Source organism: Streptomyces sp. NPDC014006 (genome assembly GCF_043088925.1).
In the GTDB taxonomy this organism is placed as follows: Bacteria; Actinomycetota; Actinomycetes; order Streptomycetales; family Streptomycetaceae; genus Streptomyces.
Window position 1 is genome coordinate 406,800 of sequence record NZ_JBICAJ010000002.1, and the last position, 23,974, is coordinate 430,773.

A 23,974-nucleotide genomic window follows, 5' to 3' on the forward strand; every position below is an offset into this window, starting at 1 on the left:
CCGGCCTCTCACGCCCCGCCGCGCTGCCGCCGCGCCGCGAGCCACGCGTACACGGGGACGCCCGCGAACAGGAACAGCACGCCCTGGTAGACGGCGGCGTAACCGGCACCCGCGACGAGCCACAGGGAGAAGCCGAAGGCGAGCGCGGCGAGGACCGCGTCGCGCACCAGGCGCACCCGGTCGACCTGCGCGCCCCGGGCGAGGTGGTGGATCTGCGCGGCGGTGGTCAGCAGGTACGGGACGGTCGCGGTGAAGGTGGTGACCAGGACGAGGACCTCGAAGACCCGCGCCGAGCCGGCCGTGTAGTTGTAGATCGTCAGCAGGGAGGCGAGGACGACGGTGACGCCGACACCGACGGTCGGCACACCGCGCCGCTTGCGGGTGAACGCGGCCGGGAACAGCCCGTCGCGGGCGGCCGCGTAGGGCGTCTGGGCGCTCAGCAGGGTCCAGCCGTTGAGGCAGCCGGTCATCGACACCAGTGCGGCGAGCGCGACGGCCCAGCCGCCCCAGGAGCCGCCGAACATGGCGTTCACGGCGTCGGAGAACGGGGCGGTGGAGTGCACCAGCTTGTCGTGGGCGACCGTGCCGAACACGGCGAGGGTGCCGAGCAGGTAGACCAGGGCGGCGCCGGTGGTGCCGATCACGGTGGCGCGGCCGACGTTGCGGCGCGGGTCGCGGACCTCGCCGGCGCTGACCGCTGCGGACTCCACGCCCAGGTAGGAGAAGAGCAGGATCGCGGCGGAGGCGGAGATCGCGCCGAGCGTGCTGCCGCCGCCCTCCTGGAAGGGCCCGAGGTTGTGCGCGTCGAAGTGGAACAGGCCGCCGACCGCCACGAGCAGCAGCGGGGCGAACTTCAGCACGGTGGAGATCAGCTGGACGGCTCCGACGTAGCGGCTGCCGGCGAAGTTGGACAGGGCGGGCAGCCACTGGATGACCAGTGCGGCCAGGCACGCGCTCCACTTGTGGTCGTTCACCGGGATCAGCACGTCGAGGTAGCCGACGGCGGCTACGGCGAGGGCCGCGTTGGAGACCCAGGTGGTGATCCAGTACGCCCACGCGGCGAGGAAACCGGCGAAGTCGCCGAAGGCCTCGCGGGCGTAGACGTAGGGGCCGCCGGTGCGCGGGTCGCGCTCGGCGAGCCGGCCGAAGACCAGGGCCAGCGCGATCGCGCCGAGCGTCAGGACGCCGAAGGCGAGCAGGCTGACGGTGCCGAAGGGGGCCACGGAGGCCGGGAGGAGGAAGATGCCGCCGCCGATGATGTTGCCCATGACGAGGGCGGTGGCGACGGGGAGCCCGAAGCGCCGGGCGTGCTTCTCGGGTGCCGAAGCGGACCGGGTTGCGGTCGCCTCGGGGGCCGGAGCCTGGACGGATCCGGTGTCGTGCATGGGGTGGTGCGCCTCTCGTCGTGCTGATGCCCGGGATCGCCGGGCTCCCCGCTGAGCCGCGGGGCGGGTGCCCGGGGTCGCCGGACGACCGCCCATGGTCGGTCACGGGTTGGAGGCGCTCCAAATCACGCGCTTTTGTCCTGTACGGCCGGGTCGGGCGCCGTAAAAGGTGCGCCCTCGAGGGCTTCGTACCGGGAATCGTCCACCGGCACCTGGGGGCCGTGCGCCTCGCGCAGCCAGCGCCGCAGCACCCGGTGGACGTGTTCGGCGCCGACGAGATCCGCCCCGTCGGCCACGGGCGCGGACAGCACCAGGGGCGAGAGCAGGAAGGGCCGGTTCTGGGCGCCGCCGAGGCCGCCGTGGGAGCCGATCTGCTCCTCGAAGGCGAGCACCTCGCCGTCGGCGGGGTCGTGGAAGGAGTTGACCATGATGTCGGCGGCGTGGGGGAAGGACTGGGTGCGGCGCACCGCGTCGGCGGCGCCGGGCCCGAAGGCGGCGAGCGGCCCGCGGCCGTCCGTCAGCTCCCCGACGGGTATCTCGGCCCCCCGCGCACCGAGCACCACCCCACCATGCTCCGCACTGCGCACGAGCAGGAACCCGACGCCGGGATGGTTGGCGAGGGTGGCCAGCAGCGCGGGGTGGCGGGCGTCGATCTCCTCGCGGGTCATACGGTGGGGGACGTCCGGGAAGGAGACCAGGCCGAGGTTGCCGGAGGCGAGCACGATGGGCTCGGAACGCCGCCCGGAGGGCCGGTGCTGCTCACCGCCCTCCTCCACGGGCCGGCGCAGCGCGGCGCGCACGGCGTTGCGGGCCTCGGCCCCACTGCGTGTCCGCCGGGCGCGGCGCGGCACGGGCAGCCCGCACCCGGCCCGCACCAGGTCACCGAGGGTGAGCCCGTACCGGGAGCGGAAGGTCTCCCCCGGACTCTGCCCGTGATCGGACAGCACGACGATCCGGTACGGCCGAGGGGCGTGCTCGGCGGCCTTCTCGATCAGCGCCAGCGACCGGTCGAGCCGCTGCAGCACCTTCTCGGCATCCCGGCTCGCCGGGCCGGAGTGGTGGGCGACCTCGTCGTAGGCGACGAGGTCGGCGTAGACGGTGGTGCGGCCTGCGAGCAGGTCGCCCATGACGGCGGCGACGACGACGTCGCGTTCGACGACGGTGGCGAAGGCGCGCACGAAGGGGTAGAGGCCGCCGCGGCTCACCCGCGGCCGCTGCTTGCGCAGCCGGGCCCGCACGGACTGACCGATCTCCCGGCCGGCCTCGGCGACGAAGGAGAGGGCGGTGCGGACGGCGTTGGCGGGGTCGGAGAAATAGGCGAAGTACCCGGCGCGGGAGCGGTTGGCGCGGCCGATGCGGGCGGAGACGGACAGCACCAGGGCGTTCTCGTCGGCCCCGCCGCTGAAGAGGTTGCCGCGGCTGGCGCCGTCCGCGGTGAGCAGCCCCCCGTCGTGGGTGCGGGCGACGGCGCGGCGCTGGAGCTCGGCGGCGGAGGAGGGCCGGTTGCACACCATGACCTCCCCCGTGTCCTTCTCGTACCAGCGGAAGGCGGGCACGTCGTGGTTGGAGCCGTGCAGGATGCCGAGCTGGCTGGCGCCGGTCTGGCTGGACCAGTCGGTGCGCCAGGGAGTGAGCCGGTGGGTGGGCTCTCCGAGCCAGCGGGCGACGGTCGGCATCAGCCCCTTGGCGACGGCGCCCCGGAGCACGTCGTGGCCGACGCCGTCCAGCTGGAGGAAGACGGTGCCGGGCCCGGCCGGGCAGGGCGGCCCGTGCCGGCGCCGACGCGTGGCGAGCCGGAGCAGCCGGCGCCGGTAGGCGTCGTCGTCGCGCACCGCGAGGGCGGCGCCGGTCGCGGAGGCCACGGCGGACATCACGGCGGCGACGATGACGGCGGTCTCGGGAGCGGCGGCGCTGTCGCCGGAGGGGTTGATCCGCAGGGCGAGCCACAGCAGCGACCCGTTGAGGAAGAACACCAGCAGCCCGAGCAGCAGGGCCGGCACGAGCAGCAGCAGCCGCACGAGCAGCGGCCACACCAGAGCCGACAGCAGACCGAACGCCCCGGCACCGAGCGCGGCGGTCACGGCGATACGGGTCGCGCTGTCACCGTCGGCGGACTGCAACTGGAAGTCGGGCAGCAGCCCGGCGAGCGCGAGCATGGTCACGGTGGACGCGGCCCACACGACGACGCTGCGCCCCACCTGTCCGGCCACTGCGGCCCAACGCCCACCGCCCGACAAGCCCCACGCCTCTCTTCCCCGACCCGCACCCGGCGCGGGTCCATCCCGTACACCCTGTCATACCGGTTTGTCCGGGTGGGGGTGTGGTGGGCGCCGGCAGGTGGACGCCTGCGGCAACCAACCCTGCCGAGAGCGAACATCCTTGGTTGCGGGCCGTGTTGTGTGAAAGCTGGGGGAACACATCCCGCGTCCCGGAGGCCTTCCATGAGCGCCGAGCACACGAACACCCTGTACGACGCCGTGGGTGGCGCCGACGCGCTGCGCCGGCTCTCCGAGACGTTCTACGAGGGGGTCCTGGCCGACCCCCTCCTCGCACCCGTCTTCGCCGGCTTCACCGCCACCCACGTGCAACACGTGGCCGTGTGGCTGGCGGAGGTCTTCTCGGGACCGGCCCTGTTCACGGCGGAGCACGGCGGACACCAGGCCCTGCTCCGCGCCCATCTCGGGCTCGGCATCACCGAGGAGCAGCGGCTCCGCTGGATGGAGCTGATGACGGCGGCCGTGGAGAAGGAACTGCCGGACGACGCCCTGCTGCGCCGCAGGGTGATGGAGTACTTCGACTGGGGCACGCGGATCGCCAAGGACGTCTCGGCCTCGGCCCCGGACACGGACCTGGGGGCCCCGGGCCCCACCCCGCGCTGGGGCTGGGACGGTCTGGCCTGACCCCGCCGCCACCGCCCCCGGGACGGTGACCCCGGCCGGCCGAGCCGTCAGCGACCGTCGTACCCGGCTGTCGGCATCGACAGGCGCCGATGCACCCGCGCCTTCATCTGCGCGTCGTACGCGGGCTCGGCGCAGCCGACCGTCTCCACCCGCACCCCCCGCCGCGCGCACTCCGCGGTGAACTCCTCCACGGAGGACAGCGCGGACTCCAGCACCCGCCTGCTCGGGGCGACGAACACGTCCCGCCCGGCCCGCACCCCGTCCCACAGCACGCGGTGGTCGGCCCGCAGCCCCCGGACGAGCAGTTCACGCGCGACGACGTAGCCGCGCTCGGCGGCCCAGCGGGCGCACATCGCGAACTGGCTGCGCGAGTCCACCAGAAAGGGGTCGCTGTCCAGCTCCTCCAGCGGCGTCAGACCGGCGATCGCCGTGACGCGGACCTGGGCCGGCCGGCCGAAGGCACCCCGCACCTCTCCCATGGCGTCCCCCTCACCTCCGCGTTTCGCCGCCGACCCTACTCCTGCCCGTAGGCTTCGGGGGAGTCGCTCGAAGGAGGCATTGAGGTGCCGGTGGAGATCACCTGGTGGGGTCACGCCACCTGCACGGTGGAGGACTCGGACACCCGTGTGCTCACCGATCCCCTGTTCACCCGCCGGCTGGCGCATCTGCGGCGCAGGCGCGGGGCGCTGCCGCCGCCGGACGCCTGGCGCGCAGACGTCGCACTGGTCTCCCACCTGCACGCCGACCACCTCCACGTGCCCTCCCTGGAGCGGCTTGCGCCGGGCACGCGCCTGCTGGTGCCCCGGGGTGCGCCGCGTGCCGTACCGGGACTACGGCGTCTGACGCATCTGCGTCTGCGCGAGATGGCTCCCGGCGACGAGACCCGGGCCGGCGATCTGGTGATCCGCGCGGTGCCGGCCGAGCACGACGGCCGCCGGCTGCCGTTCGGCCCGCACCGCTCCCCCGCCCTCGGATACGTCGTCGAGGGCGAGGCCCGCACGTACTTCGCCGGGGACACCGGGCTGTTCGAGTCGATGGCGAAGGAGGTCGGCCCGATCGAGGTGGCGCTGCTGCCGGTGGGCGGCTGGGGGCCGTACCTCGGGGAGGGCCATCTGGACGCGGGGCGGGCGGCGCAGGCACTGGCCCGGCTGGCGCCGCGCTGCGCGATACCGGTGCACTACGGCACGTACTGGCCGATCGGGCTGGACGCGGTGCGCCCGCACGAGTTCCACGCGCCCGGCGAGGAGTTCGTGCGGCTCGCGGCCCACTGGGCCCCGGACGTGGCCGTGCACCGGTTGGCGCACGGCGAGAGCGTGCGGCCGGCGGTCGCCCCGTGAGCGGGCTGGCCGCGGCGGTGACGGCGGTGCCGACGGAGTCCACCCAGCAGGCGCTCGGCTATCCGTCGCTGTTCCTGCTGGTGTTGATCGGGGCGCTGGTGCCGGTGGTGCCGACGGGCGCGCTGGTGAGTTCGGCGGCGGTGGTGGCCTTCCACCAGACGGCGCCGTTCTCGCTGGCGCTGGTCTTCGTCACGGCGTCGCTGGCCGCGTTCTGCGGGGACGCGGCGCTGTACTGGCTGGGCCGGCGCGGGATGCGCTCGCACAGCGGCTCGCGCTGGCTGGAGGCGATCCGCGCGCGGGCGCCGCAGGAGCGGCTGACGCAGGCCCAGGACAAGCTGGCGGAGCACGGGGTGGCGGTGCTGGTGCTGTCCCGGCTGGTGCCGGCGGGCCGTATCCCGGTGATGCTGGCGTGCCTGCTGGCGAAGTGGCCCCTGCGGAGGTTCGCGCGGGGCAACCTGCCGGCCTGTCTCGCGTGGGCGTTGACCTATCAGCTGATCGGCATCCTCGGCGGCTCGCTCTTCCCCGAGCCGTGGGAGGGCGTCGTGGCGGCGATCGGCCTGACCCTGCTCGCCGGTGCCCTGCCCGGTGTGTGGAGGCGCGTGCAGCGGTAGGCCCACCGTCGTACGGCGGGCGCGGGCCGCCGGGACCGGTCGCGCGGATCCCCGCCCCTTCAGGGGCGCTCCAGCACCCGGGACGCCCCCACCGCCAGGTCCCACAGGTCGTCGCGGTCCAGCCCGGCCCTCTCCCACGCCTCCCGCACCCGCGTCAGCGGTTCCAGGACGGGTTCCGCGGAGAGGATGAACGTCCCCCAGTGCATCGGGGCCATTCTGCGCGCGCCGAGGTCCCGGGCGGCCTGCACGGCCTCCTCCGGGTCGCAGTGGACGTCGCTGAGCCACCAGCGCGGGTCGTAGGCGCCGATCGGGAGCAGGGCGAGGTCGATGCCGGGGTAGTGGCGGCCGATACGGCTGAACCAGTGGCCGTATCCGGTGTCGCCGGCGAAGTACAGCCGCCGGCCGTCGGGCGCGGTGAGTACCCAGCCGCCCCACAGGCTGCGGCAGGTGTCGGTGAGGGTGCGCTTGGACCAGTGGTGGGCCGGGACGAAGTCGAAGCGGACCCCGGACAGTTCGGCGCTCTCCCACCAGTCCAGTTCGGTGACGCGGGTGAACCGGCGCCTGTCGAACCAGCGTCCCAGTCCGGCGGGCGCGAACACGGGGGTGTCGCGCGGCAGTCGGCGCAGCGTGGGGGCGTCGAGATGGTCGTAATGGTTGTGGCTGACGACGACGGCGTCGACGCGCGGCAGCTCCTCCCACGGCACGCCGACGGGCGTGATGCGGGCCGGGGTGCCGAGGATGCGGCGCGACCAGACCGGGTCGGTGAGCACGGTCAGTCCCCCGACCTGGACGATCCAGCTGGCGTGTCCCGCCCAGGTGACGGCGAGGGTGCGGGCGTCGACGCGGGGCAGCGGAGCGGGAGCGTAGGGCAGGCGGGGGATGTCGGCGAGGCCCTCCTTGCCGGGGCGCACCGCGCCCTCGCGGGCGAAGCGGGCGATCGCCTTGAGGCCGGGCAGCGGTGCGGTGAGCCGGTCGTGGAAGGTCCGCGGCCACACCCGCCGCTCCCCCAGCGGGCGGGGTTCGGCGAGGGGCGGGAGCGGGGGCGCGAAGGAGGGCGGGGCGGCGGCCGGGGGTGCCGGGGCGTCGGGGGACGGAGACGGGGTCGTGCCGGTGACGGGGGCCGGGGACGGGGACGGCGTCGTGCTCGTGACCGCGCCGGTGGCGGGCGACTCGGACTGCTGCGTCATCGAGGAGGCTCCCATCGCTGGGCGTCGTCGCGGAGGTCGTCGAAGACGGACCGCACCGTGCTCAACGCGCGGTGCACGTGTGGCAGTTCCAACGGCGCGGGGGACGTGAGGCATTCCGCGCGCTCGGCGTCCGTGCCGCCCAGCAGCGGACCCGTGGTCAGCCGCACGCGCAGCGCGGCGAGGTCGTCTCCGAAGCGGTGGCCGCCCGGGGCGGGCATGCCGAGCCGGGCGGAGAGGTATTCCTCCAAGTCCTGCGCGTCGCCCACCCCGTGCGCGGCGAGCGCCGCACGCAGCGGGCCCAGGTCGGCGTACAGGTGGCGGCCCGCCTGCGGCGGCCTGGCGAGGGCGCCCGCGGTGACGACGGCGTGATGCACGGCGGCGGCCACCCGCGCGTGCAGCGCGACGGTGGCCGCGACCCGGTCCGCGACCGGCTGGGGTTCGGTCAGCGCGTACGCGGCGGCGGCGGCGACGGGCGCGGCGATACGGGCGTCGAGTGCGGTGAGGATGTCCCGTACGCGCGCGTGCAGTTCGCCGCCGCGGCCGTCCGCCGGGAACCGGGCGATCGCGGCGGGCCAGCCGGCCGGCAGCAGCGCACCGGCCAGGTCGGTGACGACGGTGACCCGACCGGGCAGCATCTCGGCGGGGCTGAGCAGCACGGTGTCGTGCCGGGCGTGCAGGGTGTCGCGCCAGGTCTCGTCGCTGACCAGGTGCAGTCCCTCTCCGGCGGCCGCCTCCACTGTCTCGTGCAGCAGCTCCGGCGGGACGACCGTGCCGGTCGGATCGTCGGCGAGCGACAGGACCAGCAGCCGCGGGTCGCCGCCCTCGGCGCGGACCCGGCGGACGGTCTCCAACAGCGCGTAGGGGTCGGGCACACCGCCGGACTCCGCGGGTGTGGGCACGTGGAAGAGGGGTCTGCCCAGCACGCGCGCGTACGGCGCCCACCAGGCCGCGCAGGGCCGGGGCACCAGGACGTCCCCGCCGAGGGCCGCGGTCAGCGCCAGCAGCAGCGCGGGCGCGCCGGACGCCGCGGCGACACGGCCGGGTTCGGTGGCAAGGCCCCGCCGCTCCCAGTAGCCGCAGGCCGCCTCGGTGACGGCGGGTGAGCCGCCCACGGGTTCGGCGTCGGCCCGGTCGGCGGCGGCGCAGATCCGGGCGGTCAGTTCGGGGAGCACCGGCAGCCCGGTGCCGGGCAGTGGGGGGCCGTAGCGGACGGGGCCGTGCCCTTCGGGGTCGGTCCGCCGCATGCGTGCCTCCGCGCAGTCGCTCGTGCCGTGGGGTGGGCCGGTGCCGCGTCACCGCCTCGCCGCTCCGGCCTCCAAGTACCCACGTCGTGCGCCCCCCATGGCTCGGGGCGCGGGTTGCGCCGGTCACATCCCCCGCTCGCTCAGCGGCGGTCCCGCTCGCGCTGCCGCAGCCGGTGCGCGGCGGCCCCGGCCGCGCCCAGGATGAGCAGCCCGCCGGCCACCAGGGCGGGCGCCGAGGTGGTGAAGCTGCCGCCCTCGCCCGCGTGCACGCCGTGCTCGATCGCCGGGGGCCGCGGGGGCTGGGCGGTGGGCTGCTGCCGGCCGGGTTCCTGCGCGGGCGGTGTCGGCTTCACACCCTCGTCCCCCTTGCCTTCCTTGTCTCCCTTGTCCCCGCAGGGTGTGAGGTGGGGCTCGGGGCAGGCCGGGGCGGCGGTGGCGCCGTGGGAGGCGTGGGCGAGGTCGAACGTGGTGCGCCAGGGCCGGCCCTTGCCGCCCGGCGGTGCCGGGCAGGTGCCGTCCACGGCCCAGCCGGCGTCGGCTCCGCCGTCGGCCAGGCCCTCGAGGTCCTCGGCGGGGACGATCTTCGCGGTGCCCTTGTAGGAGGGCCCGGACAGTTCGTCGTCGCCGCCGGGCACCTTCTGCAGCTTCACGGTGCCGTCCGCGAAGGCCGCCTCGGAGCTGGCGTCGATGCTCTCGGGCGCGGGCCCGCCCGTCGGGTCGCAGGTCACGGACACGGTGACGGTGCCGCCCGGCTCCACCGAGGCGGGGCTGATCTGCGCGGCCGGCGTGGCCGGGTCGCCCGGGCCGGCCTCCACGGCCGTGTCCAGGGGGTCGGCCGGGTCATCCGCGGCCGCGGCCGGCGCGGCACCGGCCAGCACGACCAGCGCGGCGACGGACAGGGCACGGGCGGTGCGGCGCATGGGGAGAACTCCTTCGGCCGTACGACTGCGGGCACGGGGGTGTCGTGCCGTACAGCCATGACAGCCGCCGAAGGACGAGGCCGCGCGCGGCCGGACGCCGTTAGGGGGACGGCTGAGAGCCGACGGAGTGATTCAGCCGACGTCGAAGCCGGTACGGGCAGGGACGCGGGGAACTGCGCGACCAGCCACCGAACCCCCGCGCCCGGCATCGAAGAGAGACCCGCACGGCGCTACTCCGCATCCGCCAGGATCTCCGACCGCATCCGCCCACAGCACCGGCTGATCAGCCGGGACACATGCATCTGCGAGATCCCCAGCTCCTCCGCGATCCGGCTCTGCGTCATGTCCCCGAAGAACCGCATGTACAGGATCGCCCGCTCCCGCTCCGGCAGCGCCGCCAGCCGCGGCCGTACCGCCTCGCGGTCCACGACCGTGTCCAGCGCCGCGTCGGGTGAGCCGAGTGTGTCGGTCAGCGCGTAGCCGCCTTCGGTGCCCGTCATCTCGGCGTCCAGGGACAGCGCGGTGAAGCTCTCCAGCGCCTCCAGACCGGCCTTGACGTCCTCCTCGCTCAGCTGCGCGCGTTCGGCGATCTGCTCGACGGTGGGCCGCTCGCCGGAGACGGTCTGGGACAGCTCCTGGACGGCGGCGCGTACCCGGTTGCGCAGGTCCTGGACGCGGCGCGGCACGTGCAGGGTCCACATGTGGTCGCGGAAGTGCCGCTTGATCTCGCCGGTGATGGTGGGCACGGCGTAGCTCTCGAAGGCGTTGCCGAGCTCGGGGTCGTAGCGGTCGACGGCCTTGACCAGGCCGAGGGCGGCGACCTGGCGCAGGTCGTCGTAGGACTCGCCGCGGTTGCGGAAGCGTCCGGCGAGGCGTTCGGCCATCGGCAGCCAGACCTCGGTGATCTCCGCGCGCAGGGCGTCGCGTTCGGGCCCCGGCTCGAGCGCGGCGAGCCTGCGGAAGGCGTCGGCGGTGTCGGGGGCGTCGTCGTGCGGGTGTGTGCCGGTTCGGGTTCGCATGGTGCGTCGCTCTCCCCTGGGTGCTCTGGGTGGACGGTCACCGAGGGAATGGCGCAGGCCCGGACCGGGTACGCCGGGGCCACGTGCAGCCGTTCCCACGGACGTGCCTCCGTTCCGAAGCACTGGTCCTGCGCCTGCCCTGAAGGTCGGCGGGCAAACCCGGGCTCAGGTTTTCCGGGATGCCTGCGGGTGACTCGTCCCGTGCTGACGCCCACCGATGCCGGTGCGACCTGGAGGTCCTTCATGAGCAGCAAGGTGTCCGACTACGTCCTCGAGCGGCTGCGCGACTGGGGCGTGGACTGTGTGTTCGGCTATCCGGGTGACGGCATCAACGGACTGCTCGCCGCCTGGGGACGCGCCGAGGACAAGCCCCGCTTCATCCAGTCCCGGCACGAGGAGATGTCCGCGTTCGAGGCGGTCGGATACGCCAAGTTCAGCGGCCGGCTGGGGGTGTGCACGGCCACGTCGGGACCCGGCGCGATCCACCTGCTGAACGGGCTGTACGACGCGAAGCTGGACCATGTGCCGGTCGTGGCGATCGTCGGCCAGACGCACCGTACCGCGATGGGCGGCTCCTACCAGCAGGAAGTCGACCTGCACACGCTCTACAAGGACGTCGCCTCGGACTTCGTGGAGACGGTGACGGTGCCCGAGCAGCTGCCGAACGTGCTGGACCGGGCCATCCGCACCGCGTACGCGCGGCGCGCCCCGACGGCCGTGATCATCCCGGGTGACGTGCAGGAGCTGGACTACTCGCCGCCGGGCCACGCGTTCAAGATGGTGCCCTCCAGCCTGGACCGCAGCTCGTGGACGGCGATGCCCTCGGAGGAGTCGCTGCGCCGGGCGGCGGAGGTGCTCAACGCCGGTGACAAGGTGGCGATCCTGGTCGGGCAGGGCGCGGCGCACGCGCGCGAGGAGGTGCAGCACATCGCGGAGCTGCTCGGCGCGGGCGTGGCGAAGGCGCTGCTCGGCAAGGACGTCCTCAGTGACGAGCTGCCGTATGTCACCGGCTCGATCGGGCTGCTGGGCACCCGCCCGAGCTATGAGCTGATGCGGGACTGCGACACGCTGCTGACGATCGGCTCGTCGTTCCCGTACTCGCAGTTCCTGCCGGAGTTCGGCAAGGCCCGGGCGGTGCAGATCGACATCGATCCGCACATGGTGGGCATGCGTTACCCGTACGAGGTGAACCTGGTCGGTGACGCGAAGGCGACGCTGGACCGGCTGATCCCGATGATCGACTCGGGCCGCGGGCGGGAGTGGTTCGACACGGTGTGCGACAACGTGCAGCACTGGCAGCAGGTGATGGAGCGGCGCGCGAACCTCTCCGCCGACCCGATCAATCCGGAGTACGTCGCCGCCGCGCTGGACCCGCTGCTGCCGGACGACGCGATCATCACCTCCGACTCGGGATCGACCGCGAACTGGTACGCCCGGCACATCACGATGCGCGGCACCATGCGCGGTTCGCTGTCCGGCACGCTGGCGACGATGGGCCCCGGGGTGCCGTACGCGATCGGCGCGAAGTTCGCCCACCCGGACCGGCCGGTGGTCGCGCTGGTCGGTGACGGCGCGATGCAGATGAACGGCCTCGCGGAGATGATCACCGCGGCGAAGTACGCCGACCGCTGGCAGGACCGGCGGCTGGTGGTGGCCGTGTGGAACAACCAGGACCTCAACCAGGTGACCTGGGAGATGCGGGCCATGGAGGGTGCGCCGTCCTTCGTGGAGTCGCAGGCGATCCCGGACGTGCAGTACGCGGCGTTCGCCCGCTCGCTGGGCCTGACCGGCGTGCGGGTGGAGAAGCCGGAGGACGTGGAGGCGGGCTGGCGGGCCGGTCTGGAGGCCGACGGGCCGGCGGTGATCGAGTTCCTCACCGACCCCGCGGTGCCGCCGGTCCCGCCGCACGCCACCTGGGAGCAGATGGAGGCCACGATCGCGTCGATCCTCAAGGGCGACGCCGACCGGGGCTCGATGGTCAAGCAGGGCTTCAAGGCGAAGGTGCAGGAGTTCCTGCCGGGCCGGGACAAGAAGTAAGCCTCCGAAAGGAACGTGACATGCAGCGAGGCAGTGACCGGATGAGCGTGCACCGCGACAACGAGAGGAAGCACGAACTGCAGGGTCTGCTCCGGTCCGGCCACCCGACCCGGACCGAGGAGTGGCACGACCCGGAGCCGGCCGCCGACGACGACCCGCAGGTCTGGGGCGGCCCGGTGGCGCCCGGTGGCCTCGGCTCCTCCCTGGAGACCGTTCGCCTGGAGCTGGCGCGGATCCTGGGCCGCAGCTCGTTCCCGGCAGGCCCGCACGAACTGATCGGCGTGCTGCGCCGCAACAACGCGCCGGACCCGCTCGTGGACGCGCTGGAGCGCCTGCCCCGCAAGGCGCACTACGGCAACGTCCAGGAGCTGGCCGAGGCGGTCACCGGCACGCAGTCCACACGCACGAAGGGATGATCATGCGTATCGCTTTCCTGGCAGCCCCCGAGGGTGTCGAGCAGGTCGAGCTGACCGACCCGTGGCAGGCGGCGAAGGACGCCGGGCACGAGCCGGTGCTGGTGTCGACCGAGTCCGGCGAGATCCAGGCGTTCAACCACCTGGACAAGGCCGACACCTTCCCCGTCGACGAGGTCGTCCAGGACGCCTCGGCCGACTCCTTCGGCGGGCTGGTGCTGCCCGGCGGTGTCGCCAACCCGGACTTCCTGCGGATGGACGACAAGGCGGTGGCGTTCGTCAAGGACTTCTTCACGCAGGGCCGCCCGGTCGCCGCGATCTGCCACGCGCCGTGGACGCTGGTCGAGGCCGACGTCGTACGCGGGCGGGTGCTGACGTCGTGGCCGAGTCTTGAGACGGACATCCGCAATGCGGGCGGCACCTGGGTCGACGAGCAGGTCAAGGTCTGCGACCACGGACCCAACAAGCTGGTCACCAGCCGCAAGCCGGACGATCTTAAGGCCTTCTGCCAGACGTATCTGGAGGTGTTCGCGCAGGAGTCCCGGCAGGCCGCCTGAGCGGCCCGCGCGGGGCTGGGACGGTCAGCAGGTCAGGAGCGGGGAGTCGCCGACTCCCCGCTTCCGCGTTCCCGGGCGCCTTCCCGGGTACGGCCGGCCGCGACAGGACGGCTCGGGTTGCGACGCAGGTACTCGCCCTCGAGTTGCGCCATGCGTTCGTTGTGGGCGCGCAGCGCGTCGTTCGAGCCGTACAGCAGGGTGTCGTGACGCGTGCGGTGGATGTTCTCCAGCTCCTTCATCAGCTGCTGGTCGTCCAGTCGCCCTGGGTCGACTCCGCTCATGGTGGCCCCGTCCGGTCGGTCGTGTCCGTTCATGCGGTCCGGGTACCCGCCCGTGAGCACTACCCCCGAGCTCATCACGGGAGGGAGCCATGGATCTCGCCTTTCTGCACCCACTCTATGAACACTCCGGCCCCTGGGCCTCCGTGTACGTCGACCTCTCACGCCATGCGGAGGACACGGCGCACGAACGGGAACTGACGGCGCAGGCGGTGGCGCGGGAGCTGGCCGGGCAAGGAGCGGACGAGGCGACCTGCCGTGCGGTGCGCGAGGCCGTGGACGAGTTGCGCCATGCCAGTGATCCGCACGGACGCGCGCTGTTCGCGAGGGACGGTGAGGTGGTGCTGGATCCGCCGCTGGCCCGGGCGCCGGCGCGGGGCAGCTCCGCGCAGTGGGCTCCGCTGCCCCGGGTGTCACCGCTGCTGGAACTCGCCGGGGAGGACCCGGTGTGCGTGGTGGCGTACATCGACCGCAAGGGCGCGGACTTCGAGCTGCGCTCGGGCCTGGGCAGCCAGGAGGCCGGCACGGTCAGCGGGCGGCAGTGGCCGGTGCACCGGACCGGCTCCTCCGACTGGTCGGAGCGCCACTTCCAGCTGCGGGTGGAGAACACCTGGGAGCACAACGCGGCGGAGATCGCCGACGCGCTCGCGGTGTGCCAGGAAGAGACCGGCGCCGACCTGCTGATCCTGGTGGGTGACGCGCGCGAGCGGCGGACCGTGCACGAGCGGCTGCCGCAGCGGCTGCGCGGGTGCGCGGTCGAGGCCGACCACGGCAGCGGCAGCCGACTGCTCGACGAGGAGGTGGAGCGGGCGCGCGCCGAGCATGTGCGGCGGCGGGCGCAGGAGGACCTGGACCGTTTCCTGGCCGCCCGCACCCCGGGCGGCGAGGGCCGCGCGGCCGCCGTGGAGGGCGTGCCCGCGCTGGTGGAGGCGGCCCGCGAGCACCGTATCGACGAGCTGCTGATCCGGCCGGACGGCCCGGACACGCACCGTGAGGTGTGGATCGGCGAGGACCCCGACCAGCTGGCGGTGCGCCGCACGGAGCTGAAGACGCTCGGTGAGCAGCACTCGTGGTCGGCGCGCGCCGACGACGCCCTGCTGCGGTCGGTGGTCATGACGGGTGCCCCGGCAATCTCGGTCACCCCGGCCCTGCCGGAGCACGGCGACGACACCCCGGCGGGTGGCCTCGGAGCCCTGCTGCGCTGGAGCTGAGGCACCACTGACGGGGGCGTGATCCGGACGACAGACCCTAGCGGGCCCGCTCCACCCGTCGTTCGTCCCACACCGGGTCCGCCGTCTCGCGGACGTGGCCGTCCGTGCCGAAGACCAGGTAGCGGTCGAAGGAGCGGGCGAACCAGCGGTCGTGGGTGACGGCGAGGACCGTGCCCTCGAACGCCTCCAGGCCCTCCTGGAGGGCTTCCGCGGAATCCAGGTCGAGGTTGTCGGTGGGCTCGTCCAGGAGCAGGGCGGTGGCGCCGGCGAGTTCCAGCAGCAGGATCTGGAAGCGGGCCTGCTGGCCGCCGGAGAGGCGGTCGAAGGTCTGCTCGGCCTGCTGGGTCAGCTCGTAGCGGCGCAGCCGGGACATCGCCGCGCCCCGGTCCTGGGAGTGTTCCGTCCACAGGATGTCCAGGAGCGTGCGGCCCACCAGCTCCGGGTGGGCGTGGGTCTGCGCGAAGTGCCCGGGCACGACCCGCGCGCCCAGCTTCCACCGGCCCGTGTGCGCCACGTCCTCACCGGCGAGCAGGCGCAGGAAGTGCGACTTGCCGGAGCCGTTGGAGCCGAGGACGGCGACCCGCTCGCCGTAGAAGACCTCCAGGTCGAACGGTTTCATCAGGCCCGTGAGCTCGAGGCCCTCGCAGGTGAGAGCGCGTACACCGGTGCGGCCGCCCTTGAGGCGCATGGTGATGTCCTGCTCGCGCGGCGGCTCGGGCGGCGGTCCGGCCTCCTCGAACTTGCGCAGCCGGGTCTGCGCCGCCGCGTAGCGGGAGGCCATCTCATGGCTGACGCTGGCGGCCTGGCGCAGGTTCAGCACCAGCTTCTTCAGCTGGGCGTGCTTCTCGTCCCAGCGGCGGCGCAGCTCCTCGAAGCGGGCGAAGCGTTCCCGGCGGGCCTCGTGATAGGTGGCGAAGCCGCCGCCGTGCACCCAGGCGTCGGCCCCGGCCGGCCCGGGCTCCACCGAGACGATCTTCTCGGCGGCGCGGGAGAGGAGCTCACGGTCGTGGGAAACGAACAGGACGGTCTTGCGGGTCTCCCGCAGCCGTTCCTCCAGCCAGCGCTTGCCGGGCACGTCGAGGTAGTTGTCCGGCTCGTCGAGCAGCAGCACCTCGTCGGTGCCGCGCAGCAGCGCCTCCAGCACCAGCCGCTTCTGCTCACCGCCGGACAGCGTGCGCACCTGCCGCCACTGTGCCTTCTCGTACGGCACGCCGAGCGCGGCCATGGTGCACATGTCCCACAGCGTCTCGGCCTCGTAGCCCCGCACCTCCGCCCAGTCGGCGAGGGCCTGCGCGTACTGCAGCTGGGCGGCCTCGTCGTCCACGGTGAGCAGGGCGTGCTCGGCGGAGTCGACGGCGGCCGCGGCCTCGCGGATACGGGGCGGCGCCACGGAGACCAGCAGGTCGCGTACGGTCGTGTCGTCCCGTACGGACCCGACGAACTGGCGCATCACGCCGAGCCCGCCGCTGACGGTGACGGAACCGCCGTGCGGTTTCAGCTCGCCGGAGATCAGCCTGAGCAGCGTGGTCTTGCCGGCCCCGTTGGGGCCCACGAGCGCGACGGCGGCGCCTTCGCCGACCCGGAAGGACACGTCACCGAGCAGTGCCCTCCCGTCGGGGAGGTAGTACTCGAGGTGCGCGGCTTCCAGATGTCCCATGGGCAGGCATTCTCCGGTGCGGCACGCGGCGACGGCAAACTCATAACGCGGGGTCTGCCGTGCGGCCACGGAGGATCGCGTCATTCGACGGCCGGGACGGCCTCCCCCGTCGGGCCCGCCTCGCCCGACGGCGCCACCGTCTCGTCCGCCCAGGTCAGTGCCGTCCAGCCGGCGGACGGGCTGCCCTCCAAGGCCACCACGCCGGTGTTGCGCAGGGGATGGGCGGCGGCGAAAGGGACGTCGACGTTGGCCGCGCGGGCCGCGGTCCACAGACGGATCACGGCGCCGTGGCTGACCAGGGCGGCCGTGCTGGCGCCGGTCGCCGTGGCCTCGGCGACCACCGTGTCGAAGCGCTCCAGCACCTCCTCGCCGCTCTCACCGCCGGGCAGGCGCAGCGCGGTGTCCCCGGCCGCCCAGGCGAACACGGTCTTCATGTACAGCTCAGCCTGGGGACTGTCACCGGGCAGCATCTCCAGGTCGCCGGCCGTGACCTCCCGGATGCCGTCACGCACGCGCACGTCGAGGCCGTGGGCGGCGGCCAGCGGGGCGGCGGTGAGCCGGGTGCGGATCAGGGGGGAGACGTAGAGCGCCGTGATGTCCTCGCCCGCCAGCGCGTCGGGCAGCGCGGCGGCCTGCTGTTCGCCTAGGGCCGTCAGCGCGGGCCCGGGCGCCGCCGTGTCCAGCAGATGGCGCACGTTGGACGGGGTCTCGGCGTGGCGGACGAGCAGCAGACGCATACGGTCTCCGTGCGGTGTGGCCCCCCGGTCGGCAAACGGCCACTTCAGGGTAATCGCCAGGGTATGAGTCCCGATGTCGACCTCACCGCGCCCCGGTCCGAGGGGCACCCCCTGCGGCAGAAGCTGCTCGCCCTGGACTGCCGTCTCTTCGAGTTCGCCGCCGAGCGGCACTGGCCGGCCGCCGGGCCGGTGCTGCCCCGGCTGAGCCGCAGCGCCAACCACGGACTGCTCTGGTTCGCGACGGCGGCCGCCATCGCGGCGAGCCGCACCCCCCGCGGCCGCCGGGCCGCCGCCCGCGGCGTGGCCTCGCTGACGCTCGCCTCGCTGACCGTCAACACGCTCGGCAAGCGCTCGGTGCGCCGCGACCGGCCGGTGCTGGACCCGGTTCCGCTGGTGCGGCAGCTGAAGCGGCAGCCGATCACCACGTCGTTCCCGTCGGGCCACGCGGCGTCGGCGGCCGCCTTCGCGACCGGGGTGGCGCTGGAGTCCCCGGCCTGGGGCGCGGCCGTGGCGCCGGTGGCGTTCTCGGTGGCGATGTCCCGCGTCTACACCGGCGTCCACTTCCCGAGCGACGTGCTGGCGGGCGCGGCCCTCGGCGCGGGCGCCGCCTTCGCCGTACGGGGTCTGGCGCCCACCCGGGGGCAGCTGGCGCCGTCGGCCCGGCCGCGGGCGGACGCCCCAGTGCTGCCGGACGGGCGGGGCCTGGTGCTGGTGGCGAACACCGCCGCTGGGACCGCCGACCGGGTGCGGGCGCTGCGGAACGCGCTGCCGGGCGCCGAGGTCGTGGAGTGCGCGCCGCAGGACGCGCCGGCGGAGCTGGAGAAGGCGGCGGCGCGGGCGGTCGCGCTCGGCGTGTGCGGCGGCGACGGCACGGTGAACACGGCCGCCGAGGTCGCCCTGCGCCACGGGCTGCCGCTCGCGGTGCTGCCGGGCGGCACGCTGAACCACTTCGCCCTCGACCTGGGTCTGGAGGACGTCCGCGATCTGGCCGGGGCGCTGACGCGGGGCGAGGCGGTGCGCGTGGACGTGGGCCGGTTCACCTCCGGCGAGCAGCGCGGCATCTTCGTCAACACCCTCAGCCTCGGTGTGTATCCGGAGCTGGTGCGCGAGCGGGACCGCTGGGCGCGCCGCGTCGGCGGCTGGCCGGCCGGGGTGCTGGCGGCGCTGCGCGTGCTGCGCGCCGACCGGCATCCGCTTGAGGCGGAAGTGGGCGGCCGGCCGCACCCGCTGTGGCTGCTGTTCGTCGGCAACGGCACCTACCACCGCATGGGCCTCGCCCCGGGCCGCCGCCTGGACCTGGCGGACGGGCAACTGGACGTGCGGGTCGTGCACGGCGGGCGCCATCCGGCGCTGCGGCTGCTGGCCGCCGCCGTCGCCGGCCCGCTGACCCGCTCCCCGGCACACGCCGCTGTGCAGGTGCCCCGGCTGCGGCTGGCCGGTGTCGCCCCGGGCACGCTGCTCGCGTACGACGGTGAAGTGGCCGAGGTGCACGGCGAGGTGACGGTGGAGAAGCTGCCGCAGGCGCTGACCGTCTACCGGCCCGCGGTCATCCACTGACACACCGTCAGACCATATGGCGATACGCCTATCTCATCATGCGGCCGACGCGCGTACCGTGGCGAGCACCGGCCGGGGCGTCCGGCCGGGTTCGACGAGGAGGGGCACAGCCATGTCGGAAGCGCAGGAGACGGCCGTCTACACGCACGGGCACCACGCATCGGTGCTGCGATCGCACACCTGGCGCACCGCCGCCAACTCGGCGGCCTACCTGCTCGGCGTGCTGAAGCCCCACATGAGGATCCTGGACATCGGCTGCGGTCCCGGCACGATCACCGCCGACCTGGCCGCGCTGGTCCCCGACGGACACGTCACCGGCGTCGACCGGGCAGCGGGCGTCCTGGAGCAGGCGCGGGCCGAGGCCGACCGGCGGGGCCTGACGAACGTCGACTTCGCCACCGCCGACGTCCACGCCCTGGACTACCCGGACGACACCTTCTGCGTGGTCCACGCCCACCAGGTGCTGCAGCACGTCAGCGACCCGGTCCAGGCGCTGCGGGAGATGGCACGGGTCACCAAGCCCGGCGGCTTCATCGCGGTCCGCGACGCGGACTACGCGGCGATGACCTGGTATCCGCAGCTGCCCGCGTTGGACGACTGGCTGGCCCTGTACCACCGGGTCGCCCGCGCGGGCGGCGGCGAACCGGACGCGGGGCGCCGGCTGACGGCGTGGGCGCGCGCGGCGGGCCTGACCGACGTCACCGCGTCCTCCGCCACCTGGACGTTCGCCACGACCGAGGAACGGCGGTGGTGGAGCGGTCTGTGGGCGGAGCGCACGACGGCCTCCGCGTTCGCCGGGCTGGCCGTCGCCGGCGGGCACGCCACCGAGGCGGAGCTGGCCGCCGTGGCGGCCGGCTGGCGGGAATGGGGAAAGCACCAGGACGGCTGGTTCGCGGTCCTGCACGGCGAAATTCTGTGCCGCAAGGAAGTCTGAATCCCCTTTTTCGGGAAACCCGGAAAGCAGGAGGTTCAGACTATGGTTCCCATCCTGCTGGTACTGCTTCTGGCGATCGTCCTTTTCGGTCTCGGATTCGCAGTGAAGGTTCTCTGGTGGATCGCGCTGGCGGTTCTGGTTGTGTGGCTGCTGGGGTTCCTGCTGCGGAGCACGAGCGCGGCGGGCGGCAGGGGCCGCTGGTACAGGTGGTGAGGTGACCGGGAGCCCGACTCCCGGCCGGGACCGGCCTCCCCGGGGCTTTCCCGGGGAGGTCAGTCGCGAGGAAGCAACGGTCCCAGCGGCCCGAGGTCCAGATTGAGGTCCTCGGGCCGCAGTCCGTAGCGGTCGCGCAGTTCCGCCATGCGGTCCTCCAGCAGCATCAGGGTCAGCCCGATGCGCTCCTCCTGCTCCTCGCTCAGGTCGCCCTCGTCGAAGCGGCGCACGGCCTGGCGCTCCATGAGCTGACGCAGCAGCTCCACGACGGTCAGGACGAGCTTGACCAGGTCCCGTTCCACCGTGTCGGGATCGAGGTCCATGTGACGGTCGGTCACGGCAGCTCCTTGCGCGACGGAACCAGAGGATCGAACGGCGAGGGCACCTGGGCGTTCACCGAGCTGATCAGCGCGTTGAGGTCGATGCGCACCAGATCGACGTCGGCGATGCGCAGGGTGATGTCCCCCGTGATCACCACCCCGCCGGCCAGCAGCCGGTCCAGCAGGTCCACGAGCGCGATCTCACGGCGTTGGACGACGGTCACCCGGACCCCTCCCCCACCGGCCGCGGGGTCTCCACGAACGAATAGGCGGCCCAGGGGCCCGTGAGTTCCACGCGCATTCCCGGGACGTCGTCCTTGGTCCGGTCGACGAGTTCCACGAATTCCTCGGACGCCGCCCGCGGCACCAGATAGGCCGCATTGAGCACATTGCGTCCGGCGGCCCCGGAAAGCGCCGGGTTCTGCGGTGCGTGCACCCGGGAATCGTCGGCATGCGCGGAAAGGGACGCATGGAGCCGCGTGGCGAATTCCTCGGCCTTTTGCCACATGTCCTCGTGCGCCCTGGCACTCATGCTGCGCCGGCGCAGATAGTCCCGCCCCGACGCGGCCGGCGCCGCCGCGGAGGAGGCCTGCGGTGACGGCACCCCGCGCTGCGCCTCCTCGCCCTGCGCCTCCGCGTACACCTTCACGCCCCACTCGACCTTGCCCTGGAGCCGGTCCAGGGTGCGCCGGAAGTCGCGCTCGCGGGCCTCCATCATGGTGCGCACCCCGCTGTCGTCGTGGAAGACGGTGCCCAGGCGCAGCGGCAGCGGGGTGGTGACCACGGTCAGCGCGTCGATCACGCCCTGGTGGGCGCGGGCCGTTTCGGTCACCCAGTCGAGGTCCTCCAGATGCGCGCGCAGCGCTTCCTCGGCGAAGTCCCGCGCCGGGACCTCGCTGTAGACGGCGACCAGGCCGTGGTGGGTCAGATGCCGGGGCGGCGCGCCGCCCACCCCGGTCAGCTGCGCCTGGAGTGGCGCGCTGAACGGGCGGCACACGGCGTAGACGTACCGCAGTCCGGTCATGGGGCCTCCTCCTGGCCTCGTCCGGGCTCCAGCTCCGCCAGCCGGGCCCGCAGCTCGGCGTTCTCGCGGGTGAGTTCGTCGCGGCGGGCGCGGCTGGAGAGCGCCGGATCGGTCTCCCACCAGTCGATGCCCATCTCCTTGGCCTTGTCCACGGAGGCGACGATGAGCCGCAGCTTGATGGTGAGCAGTTCGATGTCGAGCAGGTTGATCCGGATGTCACCCGCGATGACGATGCCCTTGTCCAGGACGCGCTCGAGGATGTCGGCGAGGTTGGCTCCGCTGCCGCCCCCGTAGGGCTCGGGCATCCGGCCCGCCATCGGGCTGGGTGTGGTCATCGCCGGCTCCCGGAGTGCTCGTCCTCGTCCTCCTCCTCTTCCTCGTATTCCTCATCGGCGTCCCCGGCGCCCTCGTCCTCGTCCTCCTCCTCCTCTTCCTCGTCCTCGTACTCGCCCTCCTCCTCGTCGTACGGCTCCTCGTCCTCGTCCTCCTCCTCGTCCTCGGAGGCCTGCTGGTCCTCGTCCTCGGGGGCCTGCTCCTCGGCCTCGGGAGCCTGGTCCTCGGCCTCGGAGGTCTCCTCGCCGCCGTTCTCGTCCTCGGCCTCGTCGCCTTCCGCTTCCTCAGCCTCCAGCGCCTCCTCGTGGCTGCGGACGACCTCGCCGTCCTCGATCTCGCCGCGCCACCCCTCGTCCACTTCTCCCTTGAGGGTGATGAAGCGGGCGTAGTTCTTCAGGTCGAGACGGGCCCGGCGGCCCTGGGCGCGCCAGATGTTGCCGGTCTTCTCGAACAGGCCGGAGGGGTAGTACTCGATCACCAGCAGGACGCGGGTGAGGTTGTCCGCGAGCCGGTGGAAGGTGACCGCGCCCTTGGTGGTGCCCTTGGCGCCCTCCGACGTCCAGGCGATGCGCTGGTCGGGGATCTGCTCGGTGGTGGTCGCCTTCCAGCTGCGGCTGGACCAGAACACCTTGGCCTGCCAGTCGGAATGGGTGTCGTCGGCGCGGCTCGCGCTCTTGACGCCCTTGGCGAAGGTGCTGAAGTCCTGGTACCGGGTCCACTGGTCGTAGGCGGTACGCAGCGGCACCCCGACGTCGATGTGCTCGATGATCACGGTCGGCTTGTTGCCGGCGCGGCCCTTGCCGCCCTTCTTGCCGCCGCCGAGGCCCTTCAGCTTGCCCATCACGCTGTCCTTGGCTCGGGAGGCGCCGAGTTCCAGCGCCGTGCGGAGGGGGCCCTTGCCCTCGGCGATCTTGCGACCGCCGTCGAGAGCCAGCTTGGCGAAGCCCGGGCTCTTGCCCTCGGCGATGTCGTTCAGCTTCAGGGTGGTCTCGCCGAGCTTGTGCCCGACACCGCTGAGCATCCGGGTCGCCTGGGCGGCGAGGTAGTCCTGCAGTTCGGCCTTGAGCCGGTCGGCGGCTTCGCTGTGCGCCAGGTCGGCGAGCGGGTTCTTGCCCGCCGCGTTCCCGGCGGCGCCTGCCGCGTCCCGACCGGCGGAACCGGCCGCTCCCAGGGTATCGGTCATCGTTCACCGCCTCCCTTCGCCTGCCGGTCCCGGCCGACGGTCTTCTCGGCCGTCTTACCGGCCGAGGCGGTCTTCTTCGCAGCGGCGCCGGGGCCCGGCGCCCTCTTGGCGGTCTTCTTGGCGGGGGCGGCCTTCTTGGCCGGAGCCTTCTTGGCCGCCTTCTTGGCCTTGCGAGCCGAGCCGGTCGCCTTCTTCGCCGGGGCGTCGCGCTCGCCGCGCGACCTCTCCGGTTCGTCGTCGGCGCCCTCGTCCCGGTCTTCGTCCCGGTCTTCGTCCCGGTCCTCGGCGTCGTCCTCCGGCTCCTCGTCCTCCTCGTCCCGCTCACCGCGGCCCGAGCCGCCGGAGGTCTGATCGCGCAGATCGGCCGTACGGGAATGCAGCCGGTCGGCGAGGGCGCCGATCTGCCGCTCGACGAGGGCGCCGGAGGCCGCCTTGCCCACGCCTCGCAGGTCACCGCGCAGCTGGTCCCCGATCTCCTTGACCTGAGGATTGTTCTTGAGCTGCTGGTTCACCAGGTCCGCGACCATGCGCGGGCTGAGGTTCATCCGCTTGCCGGCGACCATGCTGCCGACGGCGATCGCCAGCTTCGCCTTCTTGGTACGTCCAAGGACGTATCCGGCCCCTACCGCGAGGCCCAGTCCGACTCGGTTCATTGCGCTGTCCACTCACCTGTTCCCGCGCTCGCGCGCGTCGCCGTCTCCAGCCGGTCGAGAAGCTCGTCCTCCTGACGGTCGAACTCTTCCTCGCTGATCTCTCCGGCCTCCAGCCGCTCTTCCAGGCGGGCCAGCTCGGTCCGTATGGTGGCCGGGTCGTAGTAGATCCGCTCCGCCTCCTGGAGCACCTGTCTCATCACCCACGCGCTGCCGCGCACCGGGGCGAACGGCAGCAGAAGCACCTCACCGAGCAGGCCCATGGCG

General features: G+C 73.4%; 27 protein-coding genes. 10 read left to right on the forward strand and 17 right to left on the reverse strand.

Annotated features, from left to right (window positions below; translation table 11 throughout):
* Positions 1 to 8 precede the first annotated feature (8 nt).
* Both ACF1GV_RS08335 and ACF1GV_RS08340 read right to left on the reverse strand, forming a co-directional pair.
* Entirely contained in the window at positions 9 to 1,385 is a 1,377-nt protein-coding gene (locus ACF1GV_RS08335; protein WP_391679171.1) for an amino acid permease, read from the reverse strand.
* Positions 1,386 to 1,510: 125 nt separating this feature from the next.
* The gene (locus ACF1GV_RS08340) at positions 1,511 to 3,595 is read right to left on the reverse strand and encodes a phage holin family protein (RefSeq protein WP_391679173.1); all 2,085 of its coding nucleotides are present in this window, start codon (positions 3,593 to 3,595) and stop codon (positions 1,511 to 1,513) included.
* A gap of 231 nt (positions 3,596 to 3,826) precedes the next feature.
* Between ACF1GV_RS08340 and ACF1GV_RS08345 the strand changes: the two genes are divergently transcribed.
* Positions 3,827 to 4,285: a group II truncated hemoglobin gene (locus ACF1GV_RS08345; protein WP_391679175.1), complete on the forward strand. Its 459-nt coding sequence runs from the start codon at positions 3,827 to 3,829 to the stop codon at positions 4,283 to 4,285.
* Positions 4,286 to 4,332: 47 nt separating this feature from the next.
* Here the strand turns inward: ACF1GV_RS08345 and ACF1GV_RS08350 are convergent, their stop codons facing one another.
* Positions 4,333 to 4,764 (reverse strand): hypothetical protein, encoded by a 432-nt coding sequence (locus tag ACF1GV_RS08350; protein ID WP_363261903.1) that lies wholly within the window; start codon positions 4,762 to 4,764, stop codon positions 4,333 to 4,335.
* Between the two features lie 84 nt (positions 4,765 to 4,848).
* Between ACF1GV_RS08350 and ACF1GV_RS08355 the strand changes: the two genes are divergently transcribed.
* Together ACF1GV_RS08355 and ACF1GV_RS08360 are read left to right on the forward strand one after the other, a co-directional pair.
* Entirely contained in the window at positions 4,849 to 5,622 is a 774-nt protein-coding gene (locus ACF1GV_RS08355; RefSeq protein ID WP_391679177.1) for an MBL fold metallo-hydrolase, read from the forward strand.
* Entirely contained in the window at positions 5,619 to 6,233 is a 615-nt protein-coding gene (locus ACF1GV_RS08360; protein ID WP_391679179.1) for a DedA family protein, read from the forward strand. The genes ACF1GV_RS08355 and ACF1GV_RS08360 overlap by 4 nt, the downstream gene beginning before the upstream one ends.
* 59 nt (positions 6,234 to 6,292) lie before the next feature.
* Here the strand turns inward: ACF1GV_RS08360 and ACF1GV_RS08365 are convergent, their stop codons facing one another.
* From ACF1GV_RS08365 to ACF1GV_RS08380, 4 genes are all read right to left on the reverse strand, one after another.
* Positions 6,293 to 7,420: an MBL fold metallo-hydrolase gene (locus ACF1GV_RS08365; protein WP_391679181.1), complete on the reverse strand. Its 1,128-nt coding sequence runs from the start codon at positions 7,418 to 7,420 to the stop codon at positions 6,293 to 6,295.
* Entirely contained in the window at positions 7,417 to 8,664 is a 1,248-nt protein-coding gene (locus tag ACF1GV_RS08370; protein WP_391679183.1) for an aminotransferase class I/II-fold pyridoxal phosphate-dependent enzyme, read from the reverse strand. Before ACF1GV_RS08370 ends, ACF1GV_RS08365 begins: the two co-directional genes overlap by 4 nt.
* A 140-nt stretch (positions 8,665 to 8,804) precedes the next feature.
* A complete protein-coding gene (locus ACF1GV_RS08375; RefSeq protein ID WP_391679185.1) occupies positions 8,805 to 9,584 on the reverse strand; it encodes a hypothetical protein in 780 nt (259 codons plus the stop codon).
* Positions 9,585 to 9,814: 230 nt separating this feature from the next.
* Positions 9,815 to 10,603 (reverse strand): SigB/SigF/SigG family RNA polymerase sigma factor, encoded by a 789-nt coding sequence (locus ACF1GV_RS08380; RefSeq protein WP_391679188.1) that lies wholly within the window; start codon positions 10,601 to 10,603, stop codon positions 9,815 to 9,817.
* A 243-nt stretch (positions 10,604 to 10,846) separates the two neighbouring features.
* Between ACF1GV_RS08380 and ACF1GV_RS08385 the strand changes: the two genes are divergently transcribed.
* The 3 genes from ACF1GV_RS08385 to ACF1GV_RS08395 are packed head-to-tail and all read left to right on the forward strand — an operon-like array spanning position 10,847 to position 13,610.
* The gene (locus tag ACF1GV_RS08385; protein ID WP_391679190.1) at positions 10,847 to 12,640 is read left to right on the forward strand and encodes a thiamine pyrophosphate-requiring protein; all 1,794 of its coding nucleotides are present in this window, start codon (positions 10,847 to 10,849) and stop codon (positions 12,638 to 12,640) included.
* Positions 12,641 to 12,660: 20 nt separating this feature from the next.
* A complete protein-coding gene (locus tag ACF1GV_RS08390; protein WP_391679193.1) occupies positions 12,661 to 13,056 on the forward strand; it encodes a DUF2795 domain-containing protein in 396 nt (131 codons plus the stop codon).
* 2 nt (positions 13,057 to 13,058) lie between these two features.
* Positions 13,059 to 13,610 (forward strand): type 1 glutamine amidotransferase domain-containing protein, encoded by a 552-nt coding sequence (locus ACF1GV_RS08395; protein ID WP_391679195.1) that lies wholly within the window; start codon positions 13,059 to 13,061, stop codon positions 13,608 to 13,610.
* 32 nt (positions 13,611 to 13,642) lie between these two features.
* Here the strand turns inward: ACF1GV_RS08395 and ACF1GV_RS08400 are convergent, their stop codons facing one another.
* On the reverse strand, positions 13,643 to 13,924 hold the full coding sequence (locus ACF1GV_RS08400; protein ID WP_391679197.1) for a DUF6158 family protein: 282 nt from the start codon (positions 13,922 to 13,924) through the stop codon (positions 13,643 to 13,645).
* Between the two features lie 56 nt (positions 13,925 to 13,980).
* Between ACF1GV_RS08400 and ACF1GV_RS08405 the strand changes: the two genes are divergently transcribed.
* On the forward strand, positions 13,981 to 15,099 hold the full coding sequence (locus ACF1GV_RS08405) for a Vms1/Ankzf1 family peptidyl-tRNA hydrolase (RefSeq protein WP_391679200.1): 1,119 nt from the start codon (positions 13,981 to 13,983) through the stop codon (positions 15,097 to 15,099).
* 37 nt (positions 15,100 to 15,136) lie between these two features.
* On the opposite strand, the gene ACF1GV_RS08410 is transcribed toward ACF1GV_RS08405, so the two are convergent.
* Both ACF1GV_RS08410 and ACF1GV_RS08415 read right to left on the reverse strand, forming a co-directional pair.
* On the reverse strand, positions 15,137 to 16,756 hold the full coding sequence (locus ACF1GV_RS08410; RefSeq protein ID WP_391679203.1) for an ABC-F family ATP-binding cassette domain-containing protein: 1,620 nt from the start codon (positions 16,754 to 16,756) through the stop codon (positions 15,137 to 15,139).
* 80 nt (positions 16,757 to 16,836) lie between these two features.
* Positions 16,837 to 17,493 (reverse strand): histidine phosphatase family protein, encoded by a 657-nt coding sequence (locus ACF1GV_RS08415; protein ID WP_391679205.1) that lies wholly within the window; start codon positions 17,491 to 17,493, stop codon positions 16,837 to 16,839.
* 63 nt (positions 17,494 to 17,556) lie between these two features.
* On the opposite strand from ACF1GV_RS08415, the gene ACF1GV_RS08420 reads away from it, so the two are divergent.
* The 3 genes from ACF1GV_RS08420 to ACF1GV_RS08430 all read left to right on the forward strand — a co-directional run bounded on the left by ACF1GV_RS08420 (position 17,557) and on the right by ACF1GV_RS08430 (position 20,197).
* Entirely contained in the window at positions 17,557 to 19,050 is a 1,494-nt protein-coding gene (locus ACF1GV_RS08420; RefSeq protein ID WP_391679207.1) for a bifunctional phosphatase PAP2/diacylglycerol kinase family protein, read from the forward strand.
* Between the two features lie 112 nt (positions 19,051 to 19,162).
* Positions 19,163 to 19,984, forward strand: a complete 822-nt coding sequence (locus tag ACF1GV_RS08425; RefSeq protein WP_391679209.1) for a methyltransferase domain-containing protein — start codon at positions 19,163 to 19,165, stop codon at positions 19,982 to 19,984.
* Positions 19,985 to 20,026: 42 nt separating this feature from the next.
* The gene (locus ACF1GV_RS08430) at positions 20,027 to 20,197 is read left to right on the forward strand and encodes a hydrophobic protein (protein WP_361627216.1); all 171 of its coding nucleotides are present in this window, start codon (positions 20,027 to 20,029) and stop codon (positions 20,195 to 20,197) included.
* Between the two features lie 59 nt (positions 20,198 to 20,256).
* Here the strand turns inward: ACF1GV_RS08430 and ACF1GV_RS08435 are convergent, their stop codons facing one another.
* The 7 genes from ACF1GV_RS08435 to ACF1GV_RS08465 are packed head-to-tail and all read right to left on the reverse strand — an operon-like array spanning position 20,257 to position 23,970.
* On the reverse strand, positions 20,257 to 20,520 hold the full coding sequence (locus tag ACF1GV_RS08435; protein WP_363262268.1) for a gas vesicle protein K: 264 nt from the start codon (positions 20,518 to 20,520) through the stop codon (positions 20,257 to 20,259).
* Between the two features lie 11 nt (positions 20,521 to 20,531).
* Positions 20,532 to 20,741, reverse strand: a complete 210-nt coding sequence (locus ACF1GV_RS08440) for a gas vesicle protein (RefSeq protein WP_391679211.1) — start codon at positions 20,739 to 20,741, stop codon at positions 20,532 to 20,534.
* Positions 20,738 to 21,541, reverse strand: a complete 804-nt coding sequence (locus tag ACF1GV_RS08445) for a GvpL/GvpF family gas vesicle protein (protein ID WP_391679214.1) — start codon at positions 21,539 to 21,541, stop codon at positions 20,738 to 20,740. The genes ACF1GV_RS08440 and ACF1GV_RS08445 overlap by 4 nt, the downstream gene beginning before the upstream one ends.
* On the reverse strand, positions 21,538 to 21,876 hold the full coding sequence (locus tag ACF1GV_RS08450; protein ID WP_363261923.1) for a gas vesicle protein: 339 nt from the start codon (positions 21,874 to 21,876) through the stop codon (positions 21,538 to 21,540). The genes ACF1GV_RS08445 and ACF1GV_RS08450 overlap by 4 nt, the downstream gene beginning before the upstream one ends.
* Positions 21,873 to 23,057: an SRPBCC family protein gene (locus ACF1GV_RS08455; protein WP_391679217.1), complete on the reverse strand. Its 1,185-nt coding sequence runs from the start codon at positions 23,055 to 23,057 to the stop codon at positions 21,873 to 21,875. The genes ACF1GV_RS08450 and ACF1GV_RS08455 overlap by 4 nt, the downstream gene beginning before the upstream one ends.
* Positions 23,054 to 23,710 carry a DNA primase gene (locus ACF1GV_RS08460; RefSeq protein WP_391679219.1) on the reverse strand — a complete coding sequence of 219 codons (657 nt, stop codon included), beginning with the start codon at positions 23,708 to 23,710 and terminating at the stop codon, positions 23,054 to 23,056. The genes ACF1GV_RS08455 and ACF1GV_RS08460 overlap by 4 nt, the downstream gene beginning before the upstream one ends.
* A complete protein-coding gene (locus ACF1GV_RS08465) occupies positions 23,707 to 23,970 on the reverse strand; it encodes a gas vesicle protein GvpG (protein ID WP_391679221.1) in 264 nt (87 codons plus the stop codon). Before ACF1GV_RS08465 ends, ACF1GV_RS08460 begins: the two co-directional genes overlap by 4 nt.
* Between the last annotated feature and the right edge of the window lie 4 nt (positions 23,971 to 23,974).